We start from the raw sequence: 21137 nt of genomic DNA on the forward strand, positions 1-21137 counted from the left end.
ATATGAAACAAGAGCTAATTCATATTGCTCTAGTGGTAAAGGATTACGACGAAGCTATCGATTTTTATGTCAACAAACTTAATTTCGACTTGCTAGAAGATAGCTATCAAGCTGAGCAAAACAAGCGATGGGTTGTGGTTGCCCCACCAGGATCGAAAGGGGCAAGCATTTTATTGGCGCGCGCTTCTAACAGCGAGCAGGCTCAGTTTATTGGCCAACAGTCTGGTGGTCGTGTATTTTTGTTTTTAAATACGGACAATTTTTGGCGCGATTACCATGCAATGTGTGAAAAGGGCATTGAGTTTGTACGCTCGCCTCAAGAGCAGGAATATGGCACGGTGGCAGTTTTTGAAGACCTATACGGCAATCTGTGGGATTTATTGCAGCTAAATAAAGGGCATTCAATGGCCTGTCGTTTGGCACAGATACATTCATAAACACATACAATAACCTTATAGTTTGCGTGTGTTCTATAAGGGCTTTTACTATTACACTTATGCTTTACCAACATAGTGAGAAGAACAATGATTGAACAAGGACAAGCGTTACCTGACGTTACTTTAAGTGAATTGAGTGTGGATGGCATGGTAACACACCAAGTTAGCGAATTATTTGCAAATAAAAAAGTTGTGTTATTTGCTGTACCAGGCGCTTTTACCCCCACTTGCTCTGCGTCACACTTACCTGGTTATGTCACGCTAGCTGATAAAATCAAAGACAAGGGTGTTGATTTAATTGCATGCGTGTCTGTTAATGACGCGTTTGTAATGAAGGCATGGGGTGAAGTTCAAAATGCATCCCACATCGCGATGCTTGCTGATGGTGACGCAAGCTTTACCAAAGCTTTAGGTTTAGATATGGACACACAAGGCTTCGGTGGTATTCGTTCGCAGCGTTATGCGATGATTGTTGAAAACGGTATCGTGACGCAATTGAATGTTGAGCAGCCAAAGCAATTTGAAGTCAGTAAAGCCGAAGTTATTTTAGAAGCACTATAAGCTTACTTGATAAAAAGCAGTCAACTCGGACTGCTTTTTTACATATCGTATTTTAAAGCTAGATTATGAGCCTCCATCCAGACAAAAAATCAATTCAAAACATTGTGTTCACCATTCAATCTCAAGAAGCCGCTCTAAGACGCAAATATACCTTTTTGAAATATCAAAATGCGCTAGGCTTGAGCTGTCTGTTTCTATCACTTGTTGGTATGTTAAGCGTCGCTTGGTGTTATGCAATGGGCTTTCTGATGATATGGCAATGCATCATTCTGTCGGCCTTGTTTGCATCAATTTCACATGAGATTGAACACGATTTGATACACAAACTGTACTTTTCCAACAAGCCAATTATTCATAACGCGATGATGTTGATTGTGTGGTTAATGCGACCCAATACCGTTAATCCATGGTACAGAAGAAAAATACATTTACATCATCATAAAACTTCGGGTACCAAGCAAGATTTGGAGGAACGGTTAGTCGGTAATGGCGTGCGAAATCCGCTACTGCGGTTGGTGATCAACTTCGATGGATTAATAGGTTTATTAATCCATCGACGCCGCCTTAAAAAAGAAGTTAGATGTTTTAACTTTTGGCATGTTTTTCATGCGGGTTTTCCAGTCGCGACTTTTTATTTTGTAGCGCTGTATGGCTTTGTGATTTTTCAATGTATAGATTACTTCACCGATGGCAATTTTAGCTATCCTGACTGGCTGCTCATTGCGATAGATAATTTGAGCTTTCTGATGGTCGTATTGATCGGCCCAAATATACTGAGATCGTTTTGCTTGAATTTTATCACGTCAAATATGCACTACTATGGCGGCGTTAAAAACTTAATGCAACAAACGCAAATCCTTAATCATTGGCTGTTTTATCCCTGCCAATTATTTTGTTTTAACTTTGGTAATACACATTCTATTCATCACTTCGTGCCAAAGCAGCCATTTTATATTCGCCAATGGATCAGCAAGCAGGTGAACGTCGTAATGTATGAAAATGGAGTACGAGAAAACGACTTAGCGAGTATCAAAAGGGCTAATCGTTATAATACCAATCCGCAATAACACTTAATCATCTTGAGGGGCTAAACCTGACGATAGCAGAGTGCGGTAGCGGTGCTACTGATAAGGTTTTCTTGCCCACAAATAGACTACTTAGTTAAGCGGAATGGTATAAGCTGTAAAGGGGGTTTACTGCTTTGTCATAGCCAATTTGTTAGGTCAGAAAGTAGAGGGCTCTAAAGCCCCCTTAGTTAACCAAATCAGTTTGGTTGTCTAATTTTAAACACCACGCAATACATAACCGGTATTACGAGCAGTGTCAGAATTGTCGCAAAGCCAAGGCCAAACATAATTGTAACTGCCATCGATTTGAAGAACACATCAAATAGCAATGGAATCATACCAAGTATAGTGGTAATAGCGGCCATAGATACTGGTCTTACACGACTTACACCAGAATCGAACACGGCTTGGTAAGGAGATTTTCCTTGCGACAACTCTAGATTGATTTGATCCATCAACACTATTCCGTTTTTGATCAACATACCTGACAAGCTCAGTAGCCCAAGAAGTGCCATAAAGCTAAACGGTGCGTTAAGAGCCACCAAGCCTGCAGTGACACCAATGATAGCAAGGGGGACTGTTGACCAAATCACAAGCGGTTGCTTCACTGAGTTAAACAGCAACACAGTAATGATGAACATCGCTAAGTAACCAAGTGGCAATGAACCAAAAATGGCTTTTTTAGCTTTCGACGATGATTCAAACTCGCCACCCCATTCCATCTGGTAACCGTGTGGAAGTTCAATATCTTCGATGTCTGCACGAACCCGAGCGAAGAGTTTCGCTGGTGTTTCATCGCCAATCACATCATGATCTGCCATCACTGTAATGGTACGTTTTCGGTCTCGTCTCATGATCAATGGATCTTCCCAAATCACATCAAAACTATCTACCACCTGAGTGATTGGCACGTAAACGCCAAGTACAGGGCTAAATATTTGTAAGTCGCTTAGATTTTCTACATTCTTCCTTTCCTCTTCGGGAGAGCGTGCAACAATGGGCAGCAAACTTGTACCATCGCGATATAAACCAACTTTATTACCCGAAACACTTGTGAGTAACAATTGGTCCAGGTCTGATTTACTGACACCCAAACGACGTGCTTTTTGCTCATTAAACGTTGGGCGTAATACCTTGGTACGTTGACGCCAGTCATCTCGAATATTGAATGCGCGATTATCTTGCGCTAGCAAGTTCTTTGCTTTGTCAGCAAGCTGTCTTAGTACAACAGGGTCAGGGCCAGAGAAGCGGGCTTCAATTTTGGCGTTTGTTGATGGGCCAATTTCCATACGCTTAATTTTAAGTGCGCCGCCCAGAGCATTAGTCTGCTCAAACGTGCGCAGTTTGTTTATCATTGTTGCGACCGCGTCTCTATTGTTAACGCGAACAATTAACTGACCATAAGCAGCATATTGTTTTTCTGGTGCATAGGTCAGCATAAATCGAGGTGCACCTTGGCCAATCGTTGAGGTGACTTCTTCAACCAGTTCATCGTTTAGAAGAAATGACTCAATCGTCGCTAGGTTTTCCGCAGTGCTTCTTATGTCGGCACCTTGATAATGCCAGTAATCTACATAAAACATTGGGGTATTAGATGCTGGAAAAAACGACTGCTTAACTGACTTAAAACCAACGATTGAACCAATCAGTAGCGCGACCATGACAATGAGCGTTATGGCACGATGTTTTAGCGCAAATGACAAAGTGGCTTTGTACACGTTAAAGATCACACCTTTGTAAGGGTCAACGTCATCATCCATATTTTGAGAGTTTGATTCTTTGAAAAGCGAATTAGCAAAAAACGGTGTTAAAGTGATTGCTGTAACCCAACTTAACAGTAATGAAATCAAAAGCACCCAGAAAAGTGAGCCAGCAAACTCACCGCTTGCATCGCTACTTAAACCAATGGGGGCAAAAGCCGTGATACCGATTGCGGTGGCACCTAATAATGGCCACTTGGTTTGTTCAACGATATTCACGGCAGCTTGTAGCTTAGTTTGACCGCGTTTTAAATTGATCAATATGCCTTCGGTAACAACAATCGCGTTATCTACCAACATACCCAAGGCAATAATTAGCGCCCCAAGTGAAATTCGTTGTAAGTCAATGGAGAACATTTTCATGAAAATAAATGTACCAAGCACGGTTAGAAGCAACACTGCGCCTATCAACAAGCCGCTTTTTAGCCCCATAAAGATAAGCAGAACGACAATGACAATGGCAACCGCTTCTAGCAGGCTGACAATAAAGCCATCAACTGATTTTTCTACTTCATTGGGTTGATGGTATACCGTGTTTATTTCAATGCCATGCGGACGTTGATACTCAAGGTCAGCAATATGCTGGCTGATTGCTTTACCTACATCTACAACATTCACACCTGAGCTAAATGACACTCCGAGCAACAATGCCTGTTGTGTGTTAAAGCGCGTAATATGACTTGGGATCTCTGCATAAGCGCGTTTTACAGTCGCAACATCACCTAAGTAAATAAGCTCTTTTGCTCCCGCTTTTGAAATGAGCAAGTGTTCCAGTTCTTTCACATCTTGAAACTCGCCTGTGGGATGTAAACGAATAGACTCTTCACCGACTCGAATAGTACCCGCATTTGAAACGCTGTTTTGTGATTGTAGAAGACTGAAAATATAGGATGGAGCGATCCCAAGCTGAGATAATTTTTGTGTTGAGATTTCAACGATGACTTGTTCTTGCTGTTCACCCGCTACTGTCACCTTACTTACACCACTGACAAGTACTAATTCACGCTTTAGATAATCAACGTAATCTTTTAGCTCGTCGTAGGCGTATCCGTCTCCTGTTATGGCGTACATCACACCGTAAACGTCTGCAAAGTCATCAATGACTTTTGGTGTATAAACACCAGGGGGCAGATTTGGCTTCAAATCGTTTATTTTACGACGTAATTCATCCCAAATTTGTTTTAAGTCGTCTTTACGATAGGTACTTTTCATCTCTACCGTGATCTGTGATTTGCCAGCAGAAGAAATGGAGGTGACATAATCAACATATGGCAATTGCTGAATCGCATTTTCAACAACAAAGGTGACTTCTTCTTCAACTTGTTGTTGTGAGGCTCCGGGGTAGAGGGTGACTACCATTGCTTTTTTCAAGGTGAATTCAGGGTCTTCAAGTTGCCCTAAACCAAAATATGAATTGGCACCAGCAAGCAATAAGAGGGTGGCAAACACCCAACTGATCACTTTGTTTTCAATAGACCATTTAGCAAGACTCATCTGTTATAGCCCTCTTTCTTTGGTCCATGGTCTGACTTTGAGTCCTTCCTTTAAATGATGGACACCGGCAGCGACGATTGTCTCGCCACCATTAAGGCCATTTGTAATTTCAATGGTTTGTGAACGCATTTTACCAACACTGACCGCATGACGAGCGATCGTTTGTGTATCTTGATTATAAAGCCAAACAAAAGCATTGTTACCTGTGGGCAAGGTTTGCTCTGAAAAAACAGCTTCAACAGGCACGAATATTTGGCTATGAACAATGTTAGTTACTTTACTTCGGTCGATATATACGTGGCCTGTCATACCTGCCAATAAGTTGAAGTCTTTCGGTACAGGTAATGTAAATACGACTTTATAGCTCAAAGTTGCAGGGTCTGCTTGAGTGTCCCACTCTTTGATGCTTAATTCGTAAGATTTGTCAGGATAACCGTCAAAGATAACACTTGGGTGGTAGTCTAGCTGCTTCTTAACACGCGCTATGAGTTTTTCAGGTACTTGGATAACCACATCCATCATATCGCGAGTCTCTAGGCGTAAAATATTTTGTTTTGCCACAATGTTTTCGTAGTTTTTTACGAAAACTTTGGCAATAGTGCCGTCAAAGGGGGCGCGTAATTCGCTATTTTCTAGATTTGTTTTCGCAATTTTTAATGCAGATTCGGCTACTTGTTCATTAGCAACGGCTTCATCATATTCCGACTTACTAGCGATTGACTTTTGATAGAGCGATTTCACTCTCGCCAGTTGTGAAGAAGCGAGTTTAAATTGCGCTTTTCGTTGCTCGTGTTGTAATTCAAAGTCTTCAGGATCTAATTTGGCCAAAAGCTGGCCTTTTTTTACATCTTGACCTGCGCGAACTGGAAATTCCATTAATTCGCCATTGACCCTAAATGCCAGATAAGAACCTTGATTGGCAACTACATTGGCAGGAAAGCTGCGAATATCACTTTGCTCAACGGTGTCAACCGTAATTAATTTGACAGGCCTGATTACTTCGGCTTGAGATTTTTGTGGTTCGTTGTCTTGGCAAGCCGATAATAGCAGCAGTGTTGTAACAAATAAGATGCTACGTAACATGAAAAACTCCATCTATATCATTGATGAGAAAACATGGGGTGCAGAGTATAGAAATTTTATTTAAAATAAAAATTATATTAAATTTGAATCTTTATAAGTTTTAATTATGAAAATCTCAGATCTGGAAATTTTAAAAGCGGTTGCTAACACGACTAGTTTAAGTGATGCAGCACAACGTTTGTATAAAACCCAACCAGCGGTGACACAAGCACTCAAAAGGCTTGAAGAACAGTTAGGTTTTGCGTTGATTAATCGTGATGGCTATAGAGTCACATTGACAGAAAAGGGGCGTCGCTTTTGCGATGAATCAGAAAAATTGCTCACTTTGAGAGATGATTTGCAAGTGTTAGCTAATGAGTTTTCTGTTGGAAATGAAGCAAAATTCAATATTTGTTACGAGCCTCTTTGTTACCAATCTGAGTATAACGACGCCATAGGAAGAATATTTAGTCAGTTTCAACACACTGAAATGGCGATAACCAGTGGTAAACGTTTTGTTGCGTTGGAGCAAGTGAATAGTGGAGTGGCTGACTTAGGCATTGGACCATGGTTTGATCTTTTTCACGCAACTGGTGATTTAGAGTCCATAGCCATAGGCGAGATCCGACTGGGGTTAGTTGCAAAGTCAGGCTTGCTACCCCAATCACTTAAATTTGAGCAACTTGCTGATTACCCCTGCCTCGCCATGTTAGAAAGCGGTTTTAACTTTGATAGTGAGCGCTTGGCATACGCTCGAGGTACAGGCATGATGAAGCTGGATGACATTGCGTCAATTAAATCATTTTTATTAAGTGGAACGGGATTTGCGATGATAAGTCTGAGTCATTGCCAAGCTGAATTGGACTCAGGGCTTTTAGAGCAAATCACGGTAACGGATAGAAAAAGTACATTTAACGCAAAAATTCATGTGTTTAGAAAACTTGCCAGGCACCATGGTCCTGTAGCGAGAGCAATTTGGAAAGAGTTTAAAAAGATAGGAAAGCAGTATGGAAGTGCACTTTGAACAACAAATTTATACTTTGATTGGTGCTATTCCATATGGACAAGTAGCGGCCTACGGTCAGTTAGCGCGTTTGGCTGGGGCTGCCAATCAATCTCGTGCGGTTGGCCGTATCTTAAAGCAGCTTCCTAAAGAAAGTACACTCCCTTGGTATAGGGTTATTAATAGCCAAGGAAAGATATCGTTTCCAATTGGCTCTGCAAAGTATGACCAGCAAAAAGTGTTACTTGAGCAAGAAGGTGTCGTGTTTATCAAAGGTAAAGTTAACCTTAAAAAATATCAGTGGCTTGAAGGGAGTTGATCGTAACTTTGGATAATTGCGTAATTAATTGCATGATGGGTATTAACTTTGGGTTTTTATGAATTGCGCTATTTTTCCACTTCCGGTTTTTGTATTGCCAGAAGGATACACAAAATTAAGAATATTTGAGCCTCGTTATCTTGAAATGGTGAGTGAAGCTCTAAAAAACGAGCATGGTTTTGTGCTATGTCAGTTTGACAAAAATAGTGAATTAAATGTACCCGAAGACGGTGTTTACGTTGAGGTAGTAGATTTCTCGCAAGATGAGTCTGGACAGCTGCTCATTGACGTTTACGCAAACTACCGAGTGACGATTTCAAGCCCTTATCAAGATCACAAAAAACTCAGGTATGGCCATATCGTCGAAAATCGTCATCCTCTTTGGGCTGATGAAGAATTACAAGACCCCCAGCTTATTCGCGATATGGGAGAAATGCTGTCAGATGTATTCAACCAGAATCCACACATTGATGAGCTCTACAGGGAAAAAAGGTTTGATGATGCTATTTGGGTAACGAGCCGATGGTTAGAGCTAATGCCATTAAATATTGAAGAAAAACAAAAGCTTTGTTCATCTGTAAACTTTGATCAAGTGGTCGATTTCATCCATACTGTTTTGTATCAACAACAGTGATCTGAATGGGCTGTGCTCTCGTATAGATACCAACGTCACAAGTATGAAGAGATATCTAGCTATGGTTGAACACGCACCCACTGAGGCAGCTCACCTTCAAGCGGGAAATCAAAAAAATATGGATCAATTGCCAACTCAGGCTTTGTCGGATGCACTTTGTGAAGTTGCAAATAGTCGAGACAAGCGCGCTTTTGCGAAAATATTCGAGTACTTTGCTCCAAAAATAAAGCGCTTTGGTATAAAGCAATTTGGCAATGAAGCTCTGGCAATGGAGCTTGTTCAAGATACTTTAACTTCGGTTTGGAGAAAGGCGCACTTATATCACCCTGATAAAGGGGCTGCAACGACTTGGGTTTACACGGTTATGAGGAATGCTTCTTTCGACACTTTGCGGAAAATGAAAAGTAACAAAGAAGAGCACTTGAGTGAAGATATTTGGCCTCTATTGCAAGATGAACAAGCTTGTGATGATGACTTTCAGGACCACTTGCAAGACCAGCAAATTAAAAAATACATTAGTAAATTACCAAGAGCGCAACAAGAAGTTGTAAAAGGCGTTTATTTTCAAGAGATGTCGCAGGAACAACTTGCAGAGCATCTCAATATTCCAGTCGGTACGGTCAAATCCAGATTAAGGCTTGCTTTGCAAAAACTTCGCGCTGAAATGGGAGAGAGTAATGATTAAGCATCATCCATCGGAGCAATTTTTATTACAGTTTAGTCAAGGTGCACTACCAGCATCACTGAGTATTGCTGTCTCAGCCCATATTGAGTTATGTGAATGTTGTCGTGGAAAAGTTGAAATGTACGAGGCATCGCAGGCAGCAGAAGCCTTTGTAGATGCTACAGAAGAACAGAGTTCATCAAACGAGTTTTCAGACATGTTCGACTTCATTACGTCAGACGAGGAAGTCGAACAGCTCAAAGTATATCAACCGACACAACTTGAATACCAAGATAAAGTTGCAGTGTTACCCAGAGCGATTGGCAACACCCAACGCAGCGCGTTTGTGCATGTTGGAAAACTGGCTAGAGCACGCATGCAGGTTGATGATGGTGATGTGCGTGCAAGCTTGCTTCAAATCGACAAAGGCGGAGAGATCCCAGAGCATACGCATACCGGATTTGAGTTAACGCTACTATTGGATGGGGAGTTTTCTGACGAAGATGGCTCATACGTACCCGGTGATTTTATATGGCGTGATGCACGGCATAATCATTCACCAAAAACGGCTGACGGGTGTTTGTGCTTTACCGTGGTAAACAGTGCTCTACATTTTAATAAAGGTCTGAGCAAACTACTTAACCCAATCGGAAATCTGATTTACTAGCTTGGAGTCAAAATGGAAAAGTCGTCTTCGATGAAAATTGGGATTAGCGCCTGCCTTACTGGTGAGAAAGTTCGTTTTGATACAGGACATAAGCGTTCCAATTTCTGTATGGATGAATTTGTTAATCATGTCGAATACGTTAGGTTTTGTCCTGAAGTAGCGGTTGGTTTGCCTATCCCTAGGCCAACCATTCGCCAAGTTAAAGTAGGTGATACCATTAAGGTGTGTCGCCCTGACGGCTCAGGTGATGTAGGGCCTCAGTTGAGTGAATATGGGAAGCGAGTAGCTCATGAATACGCAGAAAAGCTGTCTGGGTTTATTTTTTGCGCTAAAAGTCCAAGCTGCGGTATGGAGCGAGTTAAAATCTACAACGAAGCGGGGACAGGCAATACGTCTGAAGGCGTCGGATTTTTTGCGCAACAGATTATGGATAACAACCCATTGTTACCTTGCGAAGAGAATGGTCGTTTGAATGATATGCACTTGCGCGAAAACTTCGTACTCAGAGTTTATGTGTATAAAAGTTGGCAAACTCTGAATGAACAAGAAATTGGTTTACATGAGCTGACGCAATTTCATGCCAAACATAAGTATCTTGTTATGAGTCACAATTATCAGTTGTACAGACAGCTTGGTCGATTACTGGCGCAAGCGTCGCAAATGCCTTTGGAGCAAGTTAAGCATGAGTACATATCGGGTTTGATGAAAGCACTGAGTAAGCCTGCGTCACGCAAAAATCAAACGAACACACTGACCCATCTTCAGGGCTATTTTAAAAACGATTTGTCAAAGGTCGAAAAGCAAGAATTGTGTACGGCCATTGAACAGTACAGACAAGGCTTAGTTCCATTGTACGTGCCGCTGACGCTGTTGAAGCATCACTTAACCGTGCATCCAAACGAATATCTTGCACAGCAAGTGTACTTTGACCCTTACCCGAACGAACTAAAGCTGAGGTTTGGTATTTAATGGCGCCTGTATTTTGGTTTAGAAGGGATTTGCGTTTTTTTGCAAACGAAGCCCTTATTGAAGCAGTCAACCAAGGTGCCACAGAGGCACTTTTTTTTGTGTGTGAAAAGCAATGGCATGAGCACGATGCAGCGCCAATCCAGATCGATTTATTAAAACGAAGAGTGGTCTGGTTAGGAGAGGCGTTGGCTAATTACGGCATTAAACTTCATGTACAAAATGTGGAAGACTTTAAAGCTGTGCCTGTTGCACTAAAGCAATTTTGTGAACAGCTTAAAACCAACCGAGTATTTGCTAATGCCGAGTATGAGGTAAATGAACGGCAAAGAGACGGCGACTGTTCTAAATGTGGTATTGAATTAACATTGTTTGACGGTGATTTAATTGCCCCGCCGCACAGTGTTGTGACAAAAAGTGGCGAGATGTTTAAGGTGTTTACGCCATTCAAAAAAACATGGCTAAAACGCTTTGAGGCCGAGAGCTTCGTGATACAAAGTTGGCCAAAAGCCAAACTTGAAAAACCAATTGCGTGGCAAGCGCCAGCATGTTTGCAAGGTGATGGGTGCTCACATAAATGGCCTGTGGACGATGAGCGCATCGCCAAAGTGGTTAGACATTTTATTGAAAGCAAGTGTTCAAGCTATCAAGCAGTTAGGGATTTTCCAGCAATTAAAGGTACCTCAGGTTTGAGCCCCTATCTTGCACTTGGGGTTGTTTCTACTAAACAGTTGTTGGCGCAATTACAGTTTTATAACCCTGATATTTTGCAAAATACGACGCATGCTGATTTTTGTTGGGTTAATGAGCTTATTTGGCGTGAATTTTATCGTCACTTAATTATTACTTTCCCCCGATTGTGTAAGCATTTTAATTTTAACGAAAAATATGACTCTGTCTCCTGGCGAGAAGATGAGGTTCAATTTAAAGCTTGGTGTGAAGGTAAAACTGGTTATCCGATTGTAGATGCTGCGATGCGGCAATTAAATCAAACGGGTTGGATGCACAACCGTTTACGTATGATAGTCGCAAGCTTCTTAACCAAGCATTTGCTGATAGATTGGCGAAAGGGAGAGCAATATTTTATGCGCCACCTAATTGACGGTGATCTTGCTAGCAATAATGGTGGCTGGCAATGGGCCGCGAGTACTGGGTGTGACGCTCAGCCCTATTTCCGGATTTTTAATCCAATCACGCAAAGCGAAAAGTTTGATCCTGATGGCGAGTTTATACGTAAGTATGTTCCAGAGCTTGTTGATATTCCAAGTAAATATATTCACTTTCCGCATGATTACTTGGCTCTTAAACAAGGTACACAATACGTAAGCGCCATTGTTGACCATAAAACGGCGCGAGCGAGGGCACTTGACGCTTTTAAGGTTTAAAAATGCATCCGATCATTGAACGTTTTATTGATATGTACGGCAAGTTAAATACGAACAACTTGTCACCACTTAAAGACGTATACCACGGCGACATCGTGTTTCGAGATCCATTGCATGAGGTAAGTGGGTTGCATGATCTGACACATTACTTTTCGAATATGTATGCCAACGTAAGTGAAATAGAATTTGCTATTCATGATGCTTATAGTATTGATGACAATGGTTTTTTATATTGGACTATGCGATTTCGACACAGAAAGCTTAATGGTGGAAAAGAGATAAGCGTTGAAGGTCACAGCAAACTATCCTTTTTGGACAACAAAGTTGTATATCATCAAGATTATTTTGACTCGGCTGCAATGGTTTATCGACAAGTGCCTATATTGAAGAATGTGATTGGTTTTATAGACAAAAGGGCAACCCAGTGATGAAAAAAATACTCATAACTGGCGCGACATCTGGAATTGGGTTGGGCCTAGCAAAACACTATTCGAGCAATGCCAAGGTACTTGCGTGTGGTCGAAATCAAGAGGCACTTGAAGCGCTATCTCAATCCAACAATATTGATGCCCTTGAGTTTGATGTCACAGACATTAATTCGATAAAGCAGGCCTGTACTCATATCGAGGGCTTGGATGTTCTAATACTCAATGCTGGCAATTGCGAGTACATTGATGACGCTAGAAACTTTGACAGTGCACTGTTTAAAAGAGTGATAGACGTCAACCTATTGTCGATTGGTTATTGTTTAGAGGTGCTATTACCCAAAGTGAAGGAGGGGGGGCAGTTGGTTGTAGTTAGCTCCAGCGCTTCGTTTTTACCTTTACCTAGAGCGCAAGCCTATGGCGCGTCAAAGGCCGCTGTGAGTTATTTGGCAAAAACTTTATCTGTAGACTTAGAAGATATCGATGTGAGTGTTGTACATCCGGGTTTTGTAAAAACGCCATTGACCGCGAAAAACGATTTTCCTATGCCGATGGCTATTACGGTTGAAGAAGCGGTTGAGGCGATTTCTAAAGGCATAGCGAAAAGGGACAGAGAAATTCATTTTCCAAAGCGCTTTACATATCTGCTCAAGCTGTTGCAGCTGCTACCAAGTAGTGTGTGGTATACCTTAGCAAAAGGAATAAGAACTTGAAAAAAATAGCAATCATTGGTTCTGGTATTTCCGGAATGAGTGCTGCGTATTTATTAAATGAGCAGTACGATATTACCGTATTCGAGAAGAATGACTATATCGGCGGACATACGGCGACAGTTGATGTTGAGTTAAATGGCGAACAGTACGCCATTGATACTGGGTTTATTGTATTTAATGATCGAACTTATCCCAATTTTGAGAGGTTGTTAGCGCGTTTGGGTGTAGAGCGTCAGCCTACACAAATGAGCTTTAGTGTTAAACGCGCCGATACCGACTTTGAGTACAATGGTCACACGTTTACTAGTTTGTTCGCGCAAAAGCGTAATGTTATCCGTCCTAAATTTTGGCGCCTGCTTTACGACATTATTCGCTTTAATAAAATATGTAAGGCGATGTATGCCAGTGGTGACTATCAAAGCGACTACACTTTAGGTGACTTGCTCGCTCAGCACCGCTTTAATGATTTTTTCAAGATGCACTATATTTTGCCGATGGGCGCTGCTATTTGGTCTAGCAGTATTAAAGAAATGGAACACTTTGAAGTTGAGTTTTTTGTACGCTTTTTCTATAACCATGGGTTGTTAGATGTGACTAATCGTCCGCAATGGTACGTGATACCAGGGGGGTCTCGAGAATACATTGCGCCGCTTATTGAAAAGTTCAAAGACAAAATCAAGTTAAACGCTGATATTAAAACCGTAAAACGAGACATTCACGGTGTGTCTATTGTCATGGCAAATGGCGAACGCCACGAATTTGATAAAGTGGTTTTCGCCTGTCATTCAGATCAAGCTTTGGCACTAATAGACAGCCCAAGTGAAGATGAACAGCTTGTGCTTGGCGCCATCCCTTACACAGCAAATTCGGTAGTATTGCATACAGATGAAAGCATTTTACCTAAGCGCAATGGTGCTTGGGCAAGTTGGAATTATTTACTCAACGAACATACTGACAAGGCCGCTGTGGTTACATACAACATGAATATTTTGCAGGGCGTACAAAGTGAAGCTACATTCTGTGTCACGCTAAACTGTGATTGTGGCATTGATGAGAACGCCGTGCTCCGTCGTTTCACCTACCATCATCCGGTTTTCAATCGTTACAGCATTGCTGCTCAGAAGAAAAAATCATTGATTGACGGGAAAAACAATTCCTACTTTTGCGGCGCGTATTGGTTTAATGGCTTTCATGAAGATGGTGTAAAAAGTGCAGTAGATGTTGCTAAGCAATTGGGTGTTGAATTCTAATGGAAGCGCTAAACAGTGCTTTGTACATTGGAGATATCCGTCATCGACGGTTTGTCCCTCAAGTTCATGATTTTAATTATCCAATCTACATGGCCTGGTTAGATCTTGATGAGCTTGCGTTACTCGACAATATTCATCCAACGCTGCTAGGTACAAAGGGTTTTAAACCGCTCAAATTTGTACAAAGTGACTATTTACAGTATTACCACGGCACGTTAAAAGAGCGTGTTGTGCAGGCGAGTAAAACGCTTGGTTATCAAGGCGAAATAGCTAAGGTCATGATGTTGTGTCAGTTACGATGTTTTGGTATTTATTTCAGCCCTGTTAACTTTTACTTTTGCCAAGATGAACAGGGTCAATATCAACATATGCTAGCAGAGGTGAGCAACACACCATGGAACGAATGTCATTGCTATTTGGTCAAGCTGCATAAAAAAGTGAACTTTAAAAAGTCTTTTCACGTATCTCCTTTTATGGATCTTGAAATGAATTATCACTGGAAAGTGAATGTGCCAGATACAAATGCGCTGATCCATATCGCAAATAAACGCGATGATAATGAGCGTGTATTTGACGCTACTTTGAGATTGAAGCGCAGTGAGTTGAGCAAGGAAAATGTAAAAGGCTTGCTAAAGCGTTTTCCTGCGATGACGCTTTCTATCTTTAAAGGTATTTATTGGCAGGCGTTAAGACTGTTTTTGAAAAAAGTGCCGTTTGTTGGGCACCCGGGGATTTAACATGGAAAATACCACTTTATTAGAATCACAATTTTCATTGTCATGGTTAGACAAAGTGTATAGCAAACTTGTGTTTTCAGCTTTTGAAAGCATCGAAGACGGCCACTTGAAGGTAGTGATGGGTGAGCAGGTGTTTGAGTACGGTAAAGCGAGCAGTGAGCTTAGTTGTACAGTGACCGTTTTAGACCCAGCCATGTTTAAATTATTTGCGCTTGGCGGTAGTGTTGGCGCTGGGCAAGCTTATATAGAAGGGTACTGGCGCTGCTCTAATTTAACCACGCTGATTGAAATTTTCGCAAGAAATCAGGCTCAGTTAGATGCTTTCGAGCGCAAGTTCGCGTTTGTAACTGGGTTAGTTAACAAGTTTAAACACATAAAGAATAAAAATACTCAGGCGGGTTCGAAAAAGAACATAGTAGCGCATTATGATTTAGGTAATGACCTGTATAGTGCATTTTTGAGTGAAGAAATGCTTTACTCGAGCGCTATTTATCCAAGTGAGCAGAGCACACTTGAGCAAGCACAAGCGCATAAATTAAATACGATTTGTGAGCAAATTGACCTAAATGAAAGTGACCATGTGATAGAAATCGGCACCGGGTGGGGCGCTTTTGCAATTTACGCTGCACAAAACTACGGCTGTCATGTCACTACAACAACTATCTCTGAAGAGCAGTTCCGCTATGTGGAGAAAAAGGTCAGCGAATTAGGGTTACAGGATAAGATTACTTTGTTGAAAAAGGACTATCGAGATCTAGAAGGTCAGTACGATAAGCTTGTTTCCATAGAGATGATTGAAGCTGTTGGCCATGAATTCTTGCCTAGTTTCTTTCAAAAATGCGATTCATTAATAAAAGATAATGGTGTGATGCTGATCCAAGCAATTACTATTGCTTGTCAGCGTTACAAACATTATTTGAAGCAATCGGACTTTATTCAGCAATATATATTTCCAGGTGGTTGTTTGCCTTCTGTCACTGAGCTGAATAAGCAGATATGCGCTAATACAAATATGGTCGTACATCAGATAAGCGACATTGGTTTACATTATGCTCGAACGCTAAATGATTGGTACAAACGATTCAGACAGGCTTGGCCAAATCTCGATAGGGCTAAGTTTGACCAACGATTTTATCGATTATGGGAGTTTTACTTGTGTTACTGCGAAGGCGCCTTTAAACAACGTGCAACGAGTACGGTACACTTAGTCGCACGCAAGCAAAAGTACATGTCAAGTCAATGCAATGCTGCCCTTAATTATTAACTTTGGGTTATTTCAGGCTTGCTGGTTTTTGGCGCTTTTTTATCAAAATCAAGCAGTATGGTGGATGGGATTACTTTGTATCGGGATCTTTTTTACACACAAGAATAAAAAGCAACAAATTAAACTAGTTTTAGCTTGTTTACCTATAGGTATTTCGGTTGAATTTATAGCTGTGTATAGTGACTTAATTAGACATCCCAGTGATGTTGTACCTCTTTGGTTGTGTATTTTGTGGGTAGCGTTAATACTCACTTTCAACAGCTCTTTACGCAAGGCAATGATTCTTCCTAAACGCGCTGGGGCGGCCGTGTTTGGGGCTTTCGCCCCACTTAGTTATATTGCGGGCAGTAAGTTTGGTGTGTTCGAAATAATCCCCTCAATGTATCAGTTCTATTTTGTTTTTTCGATTATTTGGGTCGTTTGTACCTTATTTATAATCATGATTTATGATTGTATATTCACAAAAAGCTAAATTAACCACAGTTAACTATTGCGTAATGTATCAGTGCTTGCTAGTTTGTAAATGCTTGGTTAGTGAGTGTATTAAGTGCTACAAGCGCACGCCATATCTGACTTAGAACACTTTTTGGTTAAATTAGGCAGTTAATGGTTGCACATCGAACCAAAATGCATAAACATAGGTTTTGCTTAGGCAAAATATTAAATGAATAGGAATCTAATAATGAATAAAGCTCAACTAGTTGAAAAGATGGCAGCAGACGCTGAAATTTCAAAGGCAGCGGCAGCGCGCGCATTAGACGCCTTTACTGGTGCCGTAACCAATTCTTTAAAAGAAGGTGATTCAGTTGCACTGGTTGGTTTTGGTACATTCTCAGTGAAAGAGCGTGCGGCACGTACAGGCCGTAACCCACAAACAGGTGCTGAAATCCAAATTTCTGCGGCGAATATTCCTAGCTTCAAAGCAGGCAAAGGCTTAAAAGATCAAGTAAACCCATAATACGGTTGAAAAGTTCATATAACAAAGGGACCATTAGGTCCCTTTGTTTTGCCTATAATTTAGCAATTAACCTTTGAGCGCTTTGTCACCACGTCCAATGCCTACGGCACCAGAACGAACTAGCTCAATTATATCACTTTCGTGACGTAGCATATCTAAAAACGCTTCTAATCGCTCAGCATTACTTAAAAGTTGTAATGTATAACTTTGCTTACCCATATCGATAATAGAGCCTTGAAATACATCTGCGATACGCGTCACAGCGGCTCTGGTAGTCTCATCTTTAGCAAATACCTTTACAAGTAAAAGCTCCCGCTCTATGTGTGGCATTTCTGTTAGGTCGACAATTTTGAGTACATCGACCAATTTGTTTACCTGTTTGGTAATTTGCTCAACCACACGGTCATCACCGTGGGTTGTAATCGTGATACGCGATAGAGTATTGTCTGCCGTTGTGCCCACCGTTAAACTGTCAATGTTGTAGGCGCGCTGTGAAAATAGGCCAACAATACGAGACAGTGAGCCTGGTTCGTTTTCTAGTAAGATACTTAATATTCTGCGCATTATGCTTTTACTCCCTTTTTAAGCCACATGTCATCAACGGCACCTAGTTTAATTTGCATTGGGTAAACGTGTTCTTTTTCATCCACACGAATGTCGAGAAATACTAATCTATCCGTAATAGAGAATGCTTTTTCTAGTGCAGCATCAAGTTCACTCGGATGGTCAACACGTATGCCCATATGTCCATAACTTTGTGCAAGCGCTACAAAGTCGGGTAATGACTCCATGTATGAGCTTGAGTGGCGACCACCGTACATCATGTCTTGCCATTGACGTACCATGCCTAATGAGCGGTTATTAAGCGACACGATTTTCACAGCTAAGCCATATTGTAAACAGGTTGAAAGCTCTTGAATGTTCATTTGAATAGAGCCGTCACCCGTTACGCATACCACATGGTCTTGTGGAAAAGCCAACTTAACGCCCATGGCAGCGGGCAAGCCAAAGCCCATAGTCCCTAATCCACCAGAATTGATCCACTGACGGGGTTTTTTAAACGGATAATATTGTGCTGCGAACATTTGGTGTTGGCCAACGTCGGAACAAACGTATGCGTCGCCATTAGTGATTTCGTACACTTTTTCAATTACAGTTTGTGGTTTGATCGAATCTGCTTCTCGCTCGTATGATAAACACTTTTGTGCACGCCATTGTGTAATTTGTTGCCACCATTCTTCCTGTGCACTTCTATCGATTCGGCTCGAACTCTTATCTATCGCACTTTGTAATTGCTCTAGTACAGTGGCCAAGCAGCCAACCACAGGGATGTGTGCTTTGATAGTTTTTGAGATTGAAGTCGGGTCTACATCAACATGGACGATTTTAGCGTTAGGGCAGAATTTATTAACGTTATTGGTTACCCGATCATCAAATCGTGCGCCCAAAGCTAAGATCACGTCTGCGTTAGCCATTGCTTTGTTTGCTTCAAGGTTACCATGCATGCCGAGCATACCAATGAAGTTAGGATGTGTGCCACTTATCCCGCCTAGTCCCATCAGTGTGTTGGTGATCGGCGCGTTCAGCGTTTCAACTAGTTCGGTAAGTTGGGTTGATGTGTTAGATAAAACAATACCTCCGCCCGAATAAATTACGAGTCGCTTAGCATCTAAAATGGCTTCAACCGCTTTTTTTATTTGCTTTGGATGGCCTTTAACGTTTGGATTGTAAGTGCGCATTTCTATAGAGGAAGGCATCGTATAGTCAAACTTAAGCTGTGGGTTGAGAATATCTTTAGGGAGTTCTACAACAACAGGTCCTGGACGCCCAGTGCTTGCTAAGTAAAATGCTTTTGCTAGTACGGTTGGGATTTGCCCTGCATCGCGGCAATTGAAGCTATGCTTTACGATAGGTCTAGAGCAGCCGACGATATCGGTTTCTTGGAATGCATCGTCACCAATCAAATTGGAAGGCACTTGCCCTGAAAGTACAACCATGGGGATCGAGTCCATATAGGCTGTTGCAATTCCTGTGACACAGTTCGTTGCGCCTGGCCCTGATGTGGCCAATACGACGCCCACTTGTCCAGTTGCTCTGGCATAGCCATCAGCCATGTGTGTTGCAGCCTGTTCGTGACGCACCAGGATATGCTCAATCTCGTTTTGTTGAAAAAGTGCGTCATATAGATCTAATACAGACCCTCCCGGATAACCGAAAATATATTCAACGTTTAATGCGGCGAGTGCTTTAACTACTAACTCGGAGCCATTAAATTGCTCTGTTTTCATCCTCATTCCTCAGTTTGTAGTGTTACCTGTTGGATTTTTACCAAAAAAAAACCCCGCAGTTGCGGGGTTAAAGCGTAAATTTGCTCAACACGGCCCCGCTGGACTTAAAGTTAAGACCAGGACTAGCACATGTAGGTTAGATAAAATACGTTTCATTTATTGGTAGCAATTGTTTGTTTTTAACAAAAGTTATTAAATGTTGTTTTTAATAGTATGTCAAGGATAGTTCTGAACTATTGCATAAAAAAGATATAGGGAGGGGGCAGAAGGAAAAATTATGGCTTTTCTTTGCAATAAAAATCGTGATAAAGGAGGTTCTATGCAGTTTTTGATAGGGAGGGTTGGGCTGGATGAACCAGCCCAGAGACAATTATAGTCTTTCAATCACTGCTTGAGTGAAGTCTGTCGTGCCGTGATTACCACCAAGGTCACGCGTTGTGCGATCACCAGACTTGATAACATCAGCTACAGCATTGCGAATGCGCTCAGCAGTCTCACCCATACCTAAGTACTCTAGCATTTGGATAGATGCAAGAATGACAGATGTTGGGTTAGCAAGGTTTTTGCCAGCGATATCTGGTGCACTACCGTGAACAGCTTCGAAGATCGCTGCGTTTTCACCAATATTTGCGCCTGGTGCCATACCTAGGCCGCCAACAAGGCCTGCACATAAGTCAGATAAAATGTCGCCGAACAGGTTAGTTGTAACGATAACGTCAAACTCTTCAGGCGTCATCACTAGTTTCATGCATGTCGCGTCTACGATCATTTCCGCAGATTCGATATCTGGGTAACGCTCGCCAACTTCACGTGCAACTTTAAGGAAAAGGCCTGAAGTTGACTTAAGAATGTTCGCTTTGTGAACCGCTGTTACTTTCTTACGGCCTTCACGACGTGCGAGTTCGTAGGCAAAAGTGACGATCTTTTCAGCACCTTCGCGGGTGATCTTTGACATCGCCTCTGCTTCATTGCCATCTTCTGAAACAACTTGGCCAAGACCTGAATACATGCCTTGCGTGTTTTCGCGTACAGTGATGATGTCAATGTCTTCGTAGCGAGCTTTAGTGCCAGCGAAAGACTTTACTGGACGTACGTTAGCGTATAAACCAAACTGCTTACGTAGCGTTACGTTGATAGAAGTGAAGCCTTCACCAACAGGTGTTGTTAAAGGGCCTTTTAGCGTGATCTTGTTCTTTTCAATAACTTCTAGCGTGTCTTTAGGAAGTAACTCGCCAGTTTTTTCTAATGCTGCAAGACCTGCATCAACATATTCGTAGTCAAAATCACAGCCGGCTGCGTTTAAGATTTCAATTGCTGAATCAATAATGCTTGGACCTATGCCGTCGCCTTTAATTACGGTAATGGTTTGCTTTGCCATTCTGGTTTCCTTTATCAAAAAAATTATTACACCACACCCAATGGGTACTTTTGAGAAGTTTAGTAAACAAAGAGGGAAGGTGTGTGCTCGCTTGAAAATTTAAGC

At 41.7% G+C, this 21137-nt stretch carries 22 protein-coding genes; 17 read left to right on the forward strand and 5 right to left on the reverse strand.

The annotated features are described in order from the left end of the window. Positions 1-2: 2 nt before the first annotated feature. From ACW689_RS13625 to ACW689_RS13635, 3 genes are all read left to right on the forward strand, one after another. Positions 3-437, forward strand: a complete 435-nt coding sequence (locus tag ACW689_RS13625; protein ID WP_476292244.1) for a VOC family protein — start codon at positions 3-5, stop codon at positions 435-437. Positions 438-524: 87 nt separating this feature from the next. Next, positions 525-998, forward strand: coding sequence for a redoxin family protein (locus ACW689_RS13630; protein ID WP_476292246.1), 474 nt, complete (start codon positions 525-527; stop codon positions 996-998). A gap of 65 nt (positions 999-1063) precedes the next feature. Beyond that, positions 1064-2065, forward strand: coding sequence for a fatty acid desaturase (locus tag ACW689_RS13635; protein WP_476292248.1), 1002 nt, complete (start codon positions 1064-1066; stop codon positions 2063-2065). Between the two features lie 197 nt (positions 2066-2262). Here the strand turns inward: ACW689_RS13635 and ACW689_RS13640 are convergent, their stop codons facing one another. Together ACW689_RS13640 and ACW689_RS13645 are read right to left on the reverse strand one after the other, a co-directional pair. Beyond that, positions 2263-5319: an efflux RND transporter permease subunit gene (locus tag ACW689_RS13640; protein ID WP_476292250.1), complete on the reverse strand. Its 3057-nt coding sequence runs from the start codon at positions 5317-5319 to the stop codon at positions 2263-2265. 3 nt (positions 5320-5322) lie between these two features. Beyond that, entirely contained in the window at positions 5323-6402 is a 1080-nt protein-coding gene (locus tag ACW689_RS13645) for an efflux RND transporter periplasmic adaptor subunit (RefSeq protein ID WP_476292252.1), read from the reverse strand. A 106-nt stretch (positions 6403-6508) separates the two neighbouring features. Between ACW689_RS13645 and ACW689_RS13650 the strand changes: the two genes are divergently transcribed. The 14 genes from ACW689_RS13650 to ACW689_RS13715 all read left to right on the forward strand — a co-directional run bounded on the left by ACW689_RS13650 (position 6509) and on the right by ACW689_RS13715 (position 17366). Further along, complete coding sequence (locus ACW689_RS13650) at positions 6509-7405, forward strand: LysR family transcriptional regulator (protein WP_476292254.1); 897 nt, start codon at positions 6509-6511, stop codon at positions 7403-7405. Beyond that, positions 7389-7703, forward strand: coding sequence for an MGMT family protein (locus tag ACW689_RS13655; RefSeq protein WP_476292256.1), 315 nt, complete (start codon positions 7389-7391; stop codon positions 7701-7703). Before ACW689_RS13650 ends, ACW689_RS13655 begins: the two co-directional genes overlap by 17 nt. Before the next feature lie 58 nt (positions 7704-7761). Continuing rightward, positions 7762-8337 (forward strand): LON peptidase substrate-binding domain-containing protein, encoded by a 576-nt coding sequence (locus ACW689_RS13660; protein ID WP_476292258.1) that lies wholly within the window; start codon positions 7762-7764, stop codon positions 8335-8337. Between the two features lie 118 nt (positions 8338-8455). Continuing rightward, positions 8456-9022: a sigma-70 family RNA polymerase sigma factor gene (locus ACW689_RS13665; protein WP_476292344.1), complete on the forward strand. Its 567-nt coding sequence runs from the start codon at positions 8456-8458 to the stop codon at positions 9020-9022. Next, entirely contained in the window at positions 9015-9668 is a 654-nt protein-coding gene (locus tag ACW689_RS13670; RefSeq protein ID WP_476292260.1) for a ChrR family anti-sigma-E factor, read from the forward strand. Before ACW689_RS13665 ends, ACW689_RS13670 begins: the two co-directional genes overlap by 8 nt. A 12-nt stretch (positions 9669-9680) precedes the next feature. Continuing rightward, entirely contained in the window at positions 9681-10637 is a 957-nt protein-coding gene (locus ACW689_RS13675) for a YbgA family protein (RefSeq protein WP_476292262.1), read from the forward strand. Further along, positions 10637-12019 carry a deoxyribodipyrimidine photo-lyase gene (gene phrB / locus ACW689_RS13680; RefSeq protein ID WP_476292264.1) on the forward strand — a complete coding sequence of 461 codons (1383 nt, stop codon included), beginning with the start codon at positions 10637-10639 and terminating at the stop codon, positions 12017-12019. Before ACW689_RS13675 ends, phrB begins: the two co-directional genes overlap by 1 nt. A 2-nt stretch (positions 12020-12021) precedes the next feature. Further along, complete coding sequence (locus ACW689_RS13685; protein ID WP_476292266.1) at positions 12022-12447, forward strand: nuclear transport factor 2 family protein; 426 nt, start codon at positions 12022-12024, stop codon at positions 12445-12447. Then, a complete protein-coding gene (locus tag ACW689_RS13690; RefSeq protein WP_476292268.1) occupies positions 12447-13157 on the forward strand; it encodes an SDR family NAD(P)-dependent oxidoreductase in 711 nt (236 codons plus the stop codon). The genes ACW689_RS13685 and ACW689_RS13690 overlap by 1 nt, the downstream gene beginning before the upstream one ends. Then, a complete protein-coding gene (locus ACW689_RS13695) occupies positions 13154-14407 on the forward strand; it encodes an NAD(P)/FAD-dependent oxidoreductase (RefSeq protein WP_476292270.1) in 1254 nt (417 codons plus the stop codon). Before ACW689_RS13690 ends, ACW689_RS13695 begins: the two co-directional genes overlap by 4 nt. Next, entirely contained in the window at positions 14407-15144 is a 738-nt protein-coding gene (locus tag ACW689_RS13700; protein WP_476292272.1) for a DUF1365 domain-containing protein, read from the forward strand. Before ACW689_RS13695 ends, ACW689_RS13700 begins: the two co-directional genes overlap by 1 nt. Before the next feature lies 1 nt (position 15145). Beyond that, the gene (locus ACW689_RS13705; protein WP_476292274.1) at positions 15146-16408 is read left to right on the forward strand and encodes a class I SAM-dependent methyltransferase; all 1263 of its coding nucleotides are present in this window, start codon (positions 15146-15148) and stop codon (positions 16406-16408) included. Next, complete coding sequence (locus ACW689_RS13710; RefSeq protein ID WP_476292276.1) at positions 16389-16880, forward strand: DUF2878 domain-containing protein; 492 nt, start codon at positions 16389-16391, stop codon at positions 16878-16880. Before ACW689_RS13705 ends, ACW689_RS13710 begins: the two co-directional genes overlap by 20 nt. Positions 16881-17090: 210 nt before the next feature. Further along, positions 17091-17366, forward strand: coding sequence for an HU family DNA-binding protein (locus ACW689_RS13715; protein ID WP_476292278.1), 276 nt, complete (start codon positions 17091-17093; stop codon positions 17364-17366). A 66-nt stretch (positions 17367-17432) separates the two neighbouring features. Here the strand turns inward: ACW689_RS13715 and ilvN are convergent, their stop codons facing one another. The 3 genes from ilvN to ACW689_RS13730 all read right to left on the reverse strand — a co-directional run bounded on the left by ilvN (position 17433) and on the right by ACW689_RS13730 (position 21032). After that, entirely contained in the window at positions 17433-17930 is a 498-nt protein-coding gene (gene ilvN / locus ACW689_RS13720) for an acetolactate synthase small subunit (RefSeq protein WP_476292280.1), read from the reverse strand. Continuing rightward, complete coding sequence (locus ACW689_RS13725) at positions 17930-19654, reverse strand: acetolactate synthase 3 large subunit (protein WP_476292282.1); 1725 nt, start codon at positions 19652-19654, stop codon at positions 17930-17932. Before ACW689_RS13725 ends, ilvN begins: the two co-directional genes overlap by 1 nt. Before the next feature lie 370 nt (positions 19655-20024). After that, positions 20025-21032 (reverse strand): isocitrate dehydrogenase, encoded by a 1008-nt coding sequence (locus ACW689_RS13730; protein WP_476292284.1) that lies wholly within the window; start codon positions 21030-21032, stop codon positions 20025-20027. Positions 21033-21137: the final 105 nt, after the last annotated feature.

It is taken from the genome of Pseudoalteromonas sp. ABE4_541, assembly GCF_056312285.1.

Coding starts and splice junctions, on each gene's coding strand:
- ilvN (WP_476292280.1), bottom strand. CDS start 17,930: ATGCGCAGAATATTAAGTATCTTACTAGAAAACGAACCAGGCTCACTG.
- ACW689_RS13670 (WP_476292260.1), top strand. CDS start 9,015: ATGATTAAGCATCATCCATCGGAGCAATTTTTATTACAGTTTAGTCAA.
- ACW689_RS13635 (WP_476292248.1), top strand. CDS start 1,064: ATGAGCCTCCATCCAGACAAAAAATCAATTCAAAACATTGTGTTCACC.
- ACW689_RS13650 (WP_476292254.1), top strand. CDS start 6,509: ATGAAAATCTCAGATCTGGAAATTTTAAAAGCGGTTGCTAACACGACT.
- ACW689_RS13625 (WP_476292244.1), top strand. CDS start 3: ATGAAACAAGAGCTAATTCATATTGCTCTAGTGGTAAAGGATTACGAC.
- ACW689_RS13645 (WP_476292252.1), bottom strand. CDS start 6,402: ATGTTACGTAGCATCTTATTTGTTACAACACTGCTGCTATTATCGGCT.
- ACW689_RS13685 (WP_476292266.1), top strand. CDS start 12,022: ATGCATCCGATCATTGAACGTTTTATTGATATGTACGGCAAGTTAAAT.
- ACW689_RS13710 (WP_476292276.1), top strand. CDS start 16,389: ATGCTGCCCTTAATTATTAACTTTGGGTTATTTCAGGCTTGCTGGTTT.
- ACW689_RS13730 (WP_476292284.1), bottom strand. CDS start 21,032: ATGGCAAAGCAAACCATTACCGTAATTAAAGGCGACGGCATAGGTCCA.
- ACW689_RS13690 (WP_476292268.1), top strand. CDS start 12,447: ATGAAAAAAATACTCATAACTGGCGCGACATCTGGAATTGGGTTGGGC.
- ACW689_RS13675 (WP_476292262.1), top strand. CDS start 9,681: ATGGAAAAGTCGTCTTCGATGAAAATTGGGATTAGCGCCTGCCTTACT.
- ACW689_RS13715 (WP_476292278.1), top strand. CDS start 17,091: ATGAATAAAGCTCAACTAGTTGAAAAGATGGCAGCAGACGCTGAAATT.
- phrB (WP_476292264.1), top strand. CDS start 10,637: ATGGCGCCTGTATTTTGGTTTAGAAGGGATTTGCGTTTTTTTGCAAAC.
- ACW689_RS13665 (WP_476292344.1), top strand. CDS start 8,456: ATGGATCAATTGCCAACTCAGGCTTTGTCGGATGCACTTTGTGAAGTT.
- ACW689_RS13655 (WP_476292256.1), top strand. CDS start 7,389: ATGGAAGTGCACTTTGAACAACAAATTTATACTTTGATTGGTGCTATT.
- ACW689_RS13640 (WP_476292250.1), bottom strand. CDS start 5,319: ATGAGTCTTGCTAAATGGTCTATTGAAAACAAAGTGATCAGTTGGGTG.
- ACW689_RS13705 (WP_476292274.1), top strand. CDS start 15,146: ATGGAAAATACCACTTTATTAGAATCACAATTTTCATTGTCATGGTTA.
- ACW689_RS13725 (WP_476292282.1), bottom strand. CDS start 19,654: ATGAAAACAGAGCAATTTAATGGCTCCGAGTTAGTAGTTAAAGCACTC.
- ACW689_RS13700 (WP_476292272.1), top strand. CDS start 14,407: ATGGAAGCGCTAAACAGTGCTTTGTACATTGGAGATATCCGTCATCGA.
- ACW689_RS13660 (WP_476292258.1), top strand. CDS start 7,762: ATGAATTGCGCTATTTTTCCACTTCCGGTTTTTGTATTGCCAGAAGGA.
- ACW689_RS13630 (WP_476292246.1), top strand. CDS start 525: ATGATTGAACAAGGACAAGCGTTACCTGACGTTACTTTAAGTGAATTG.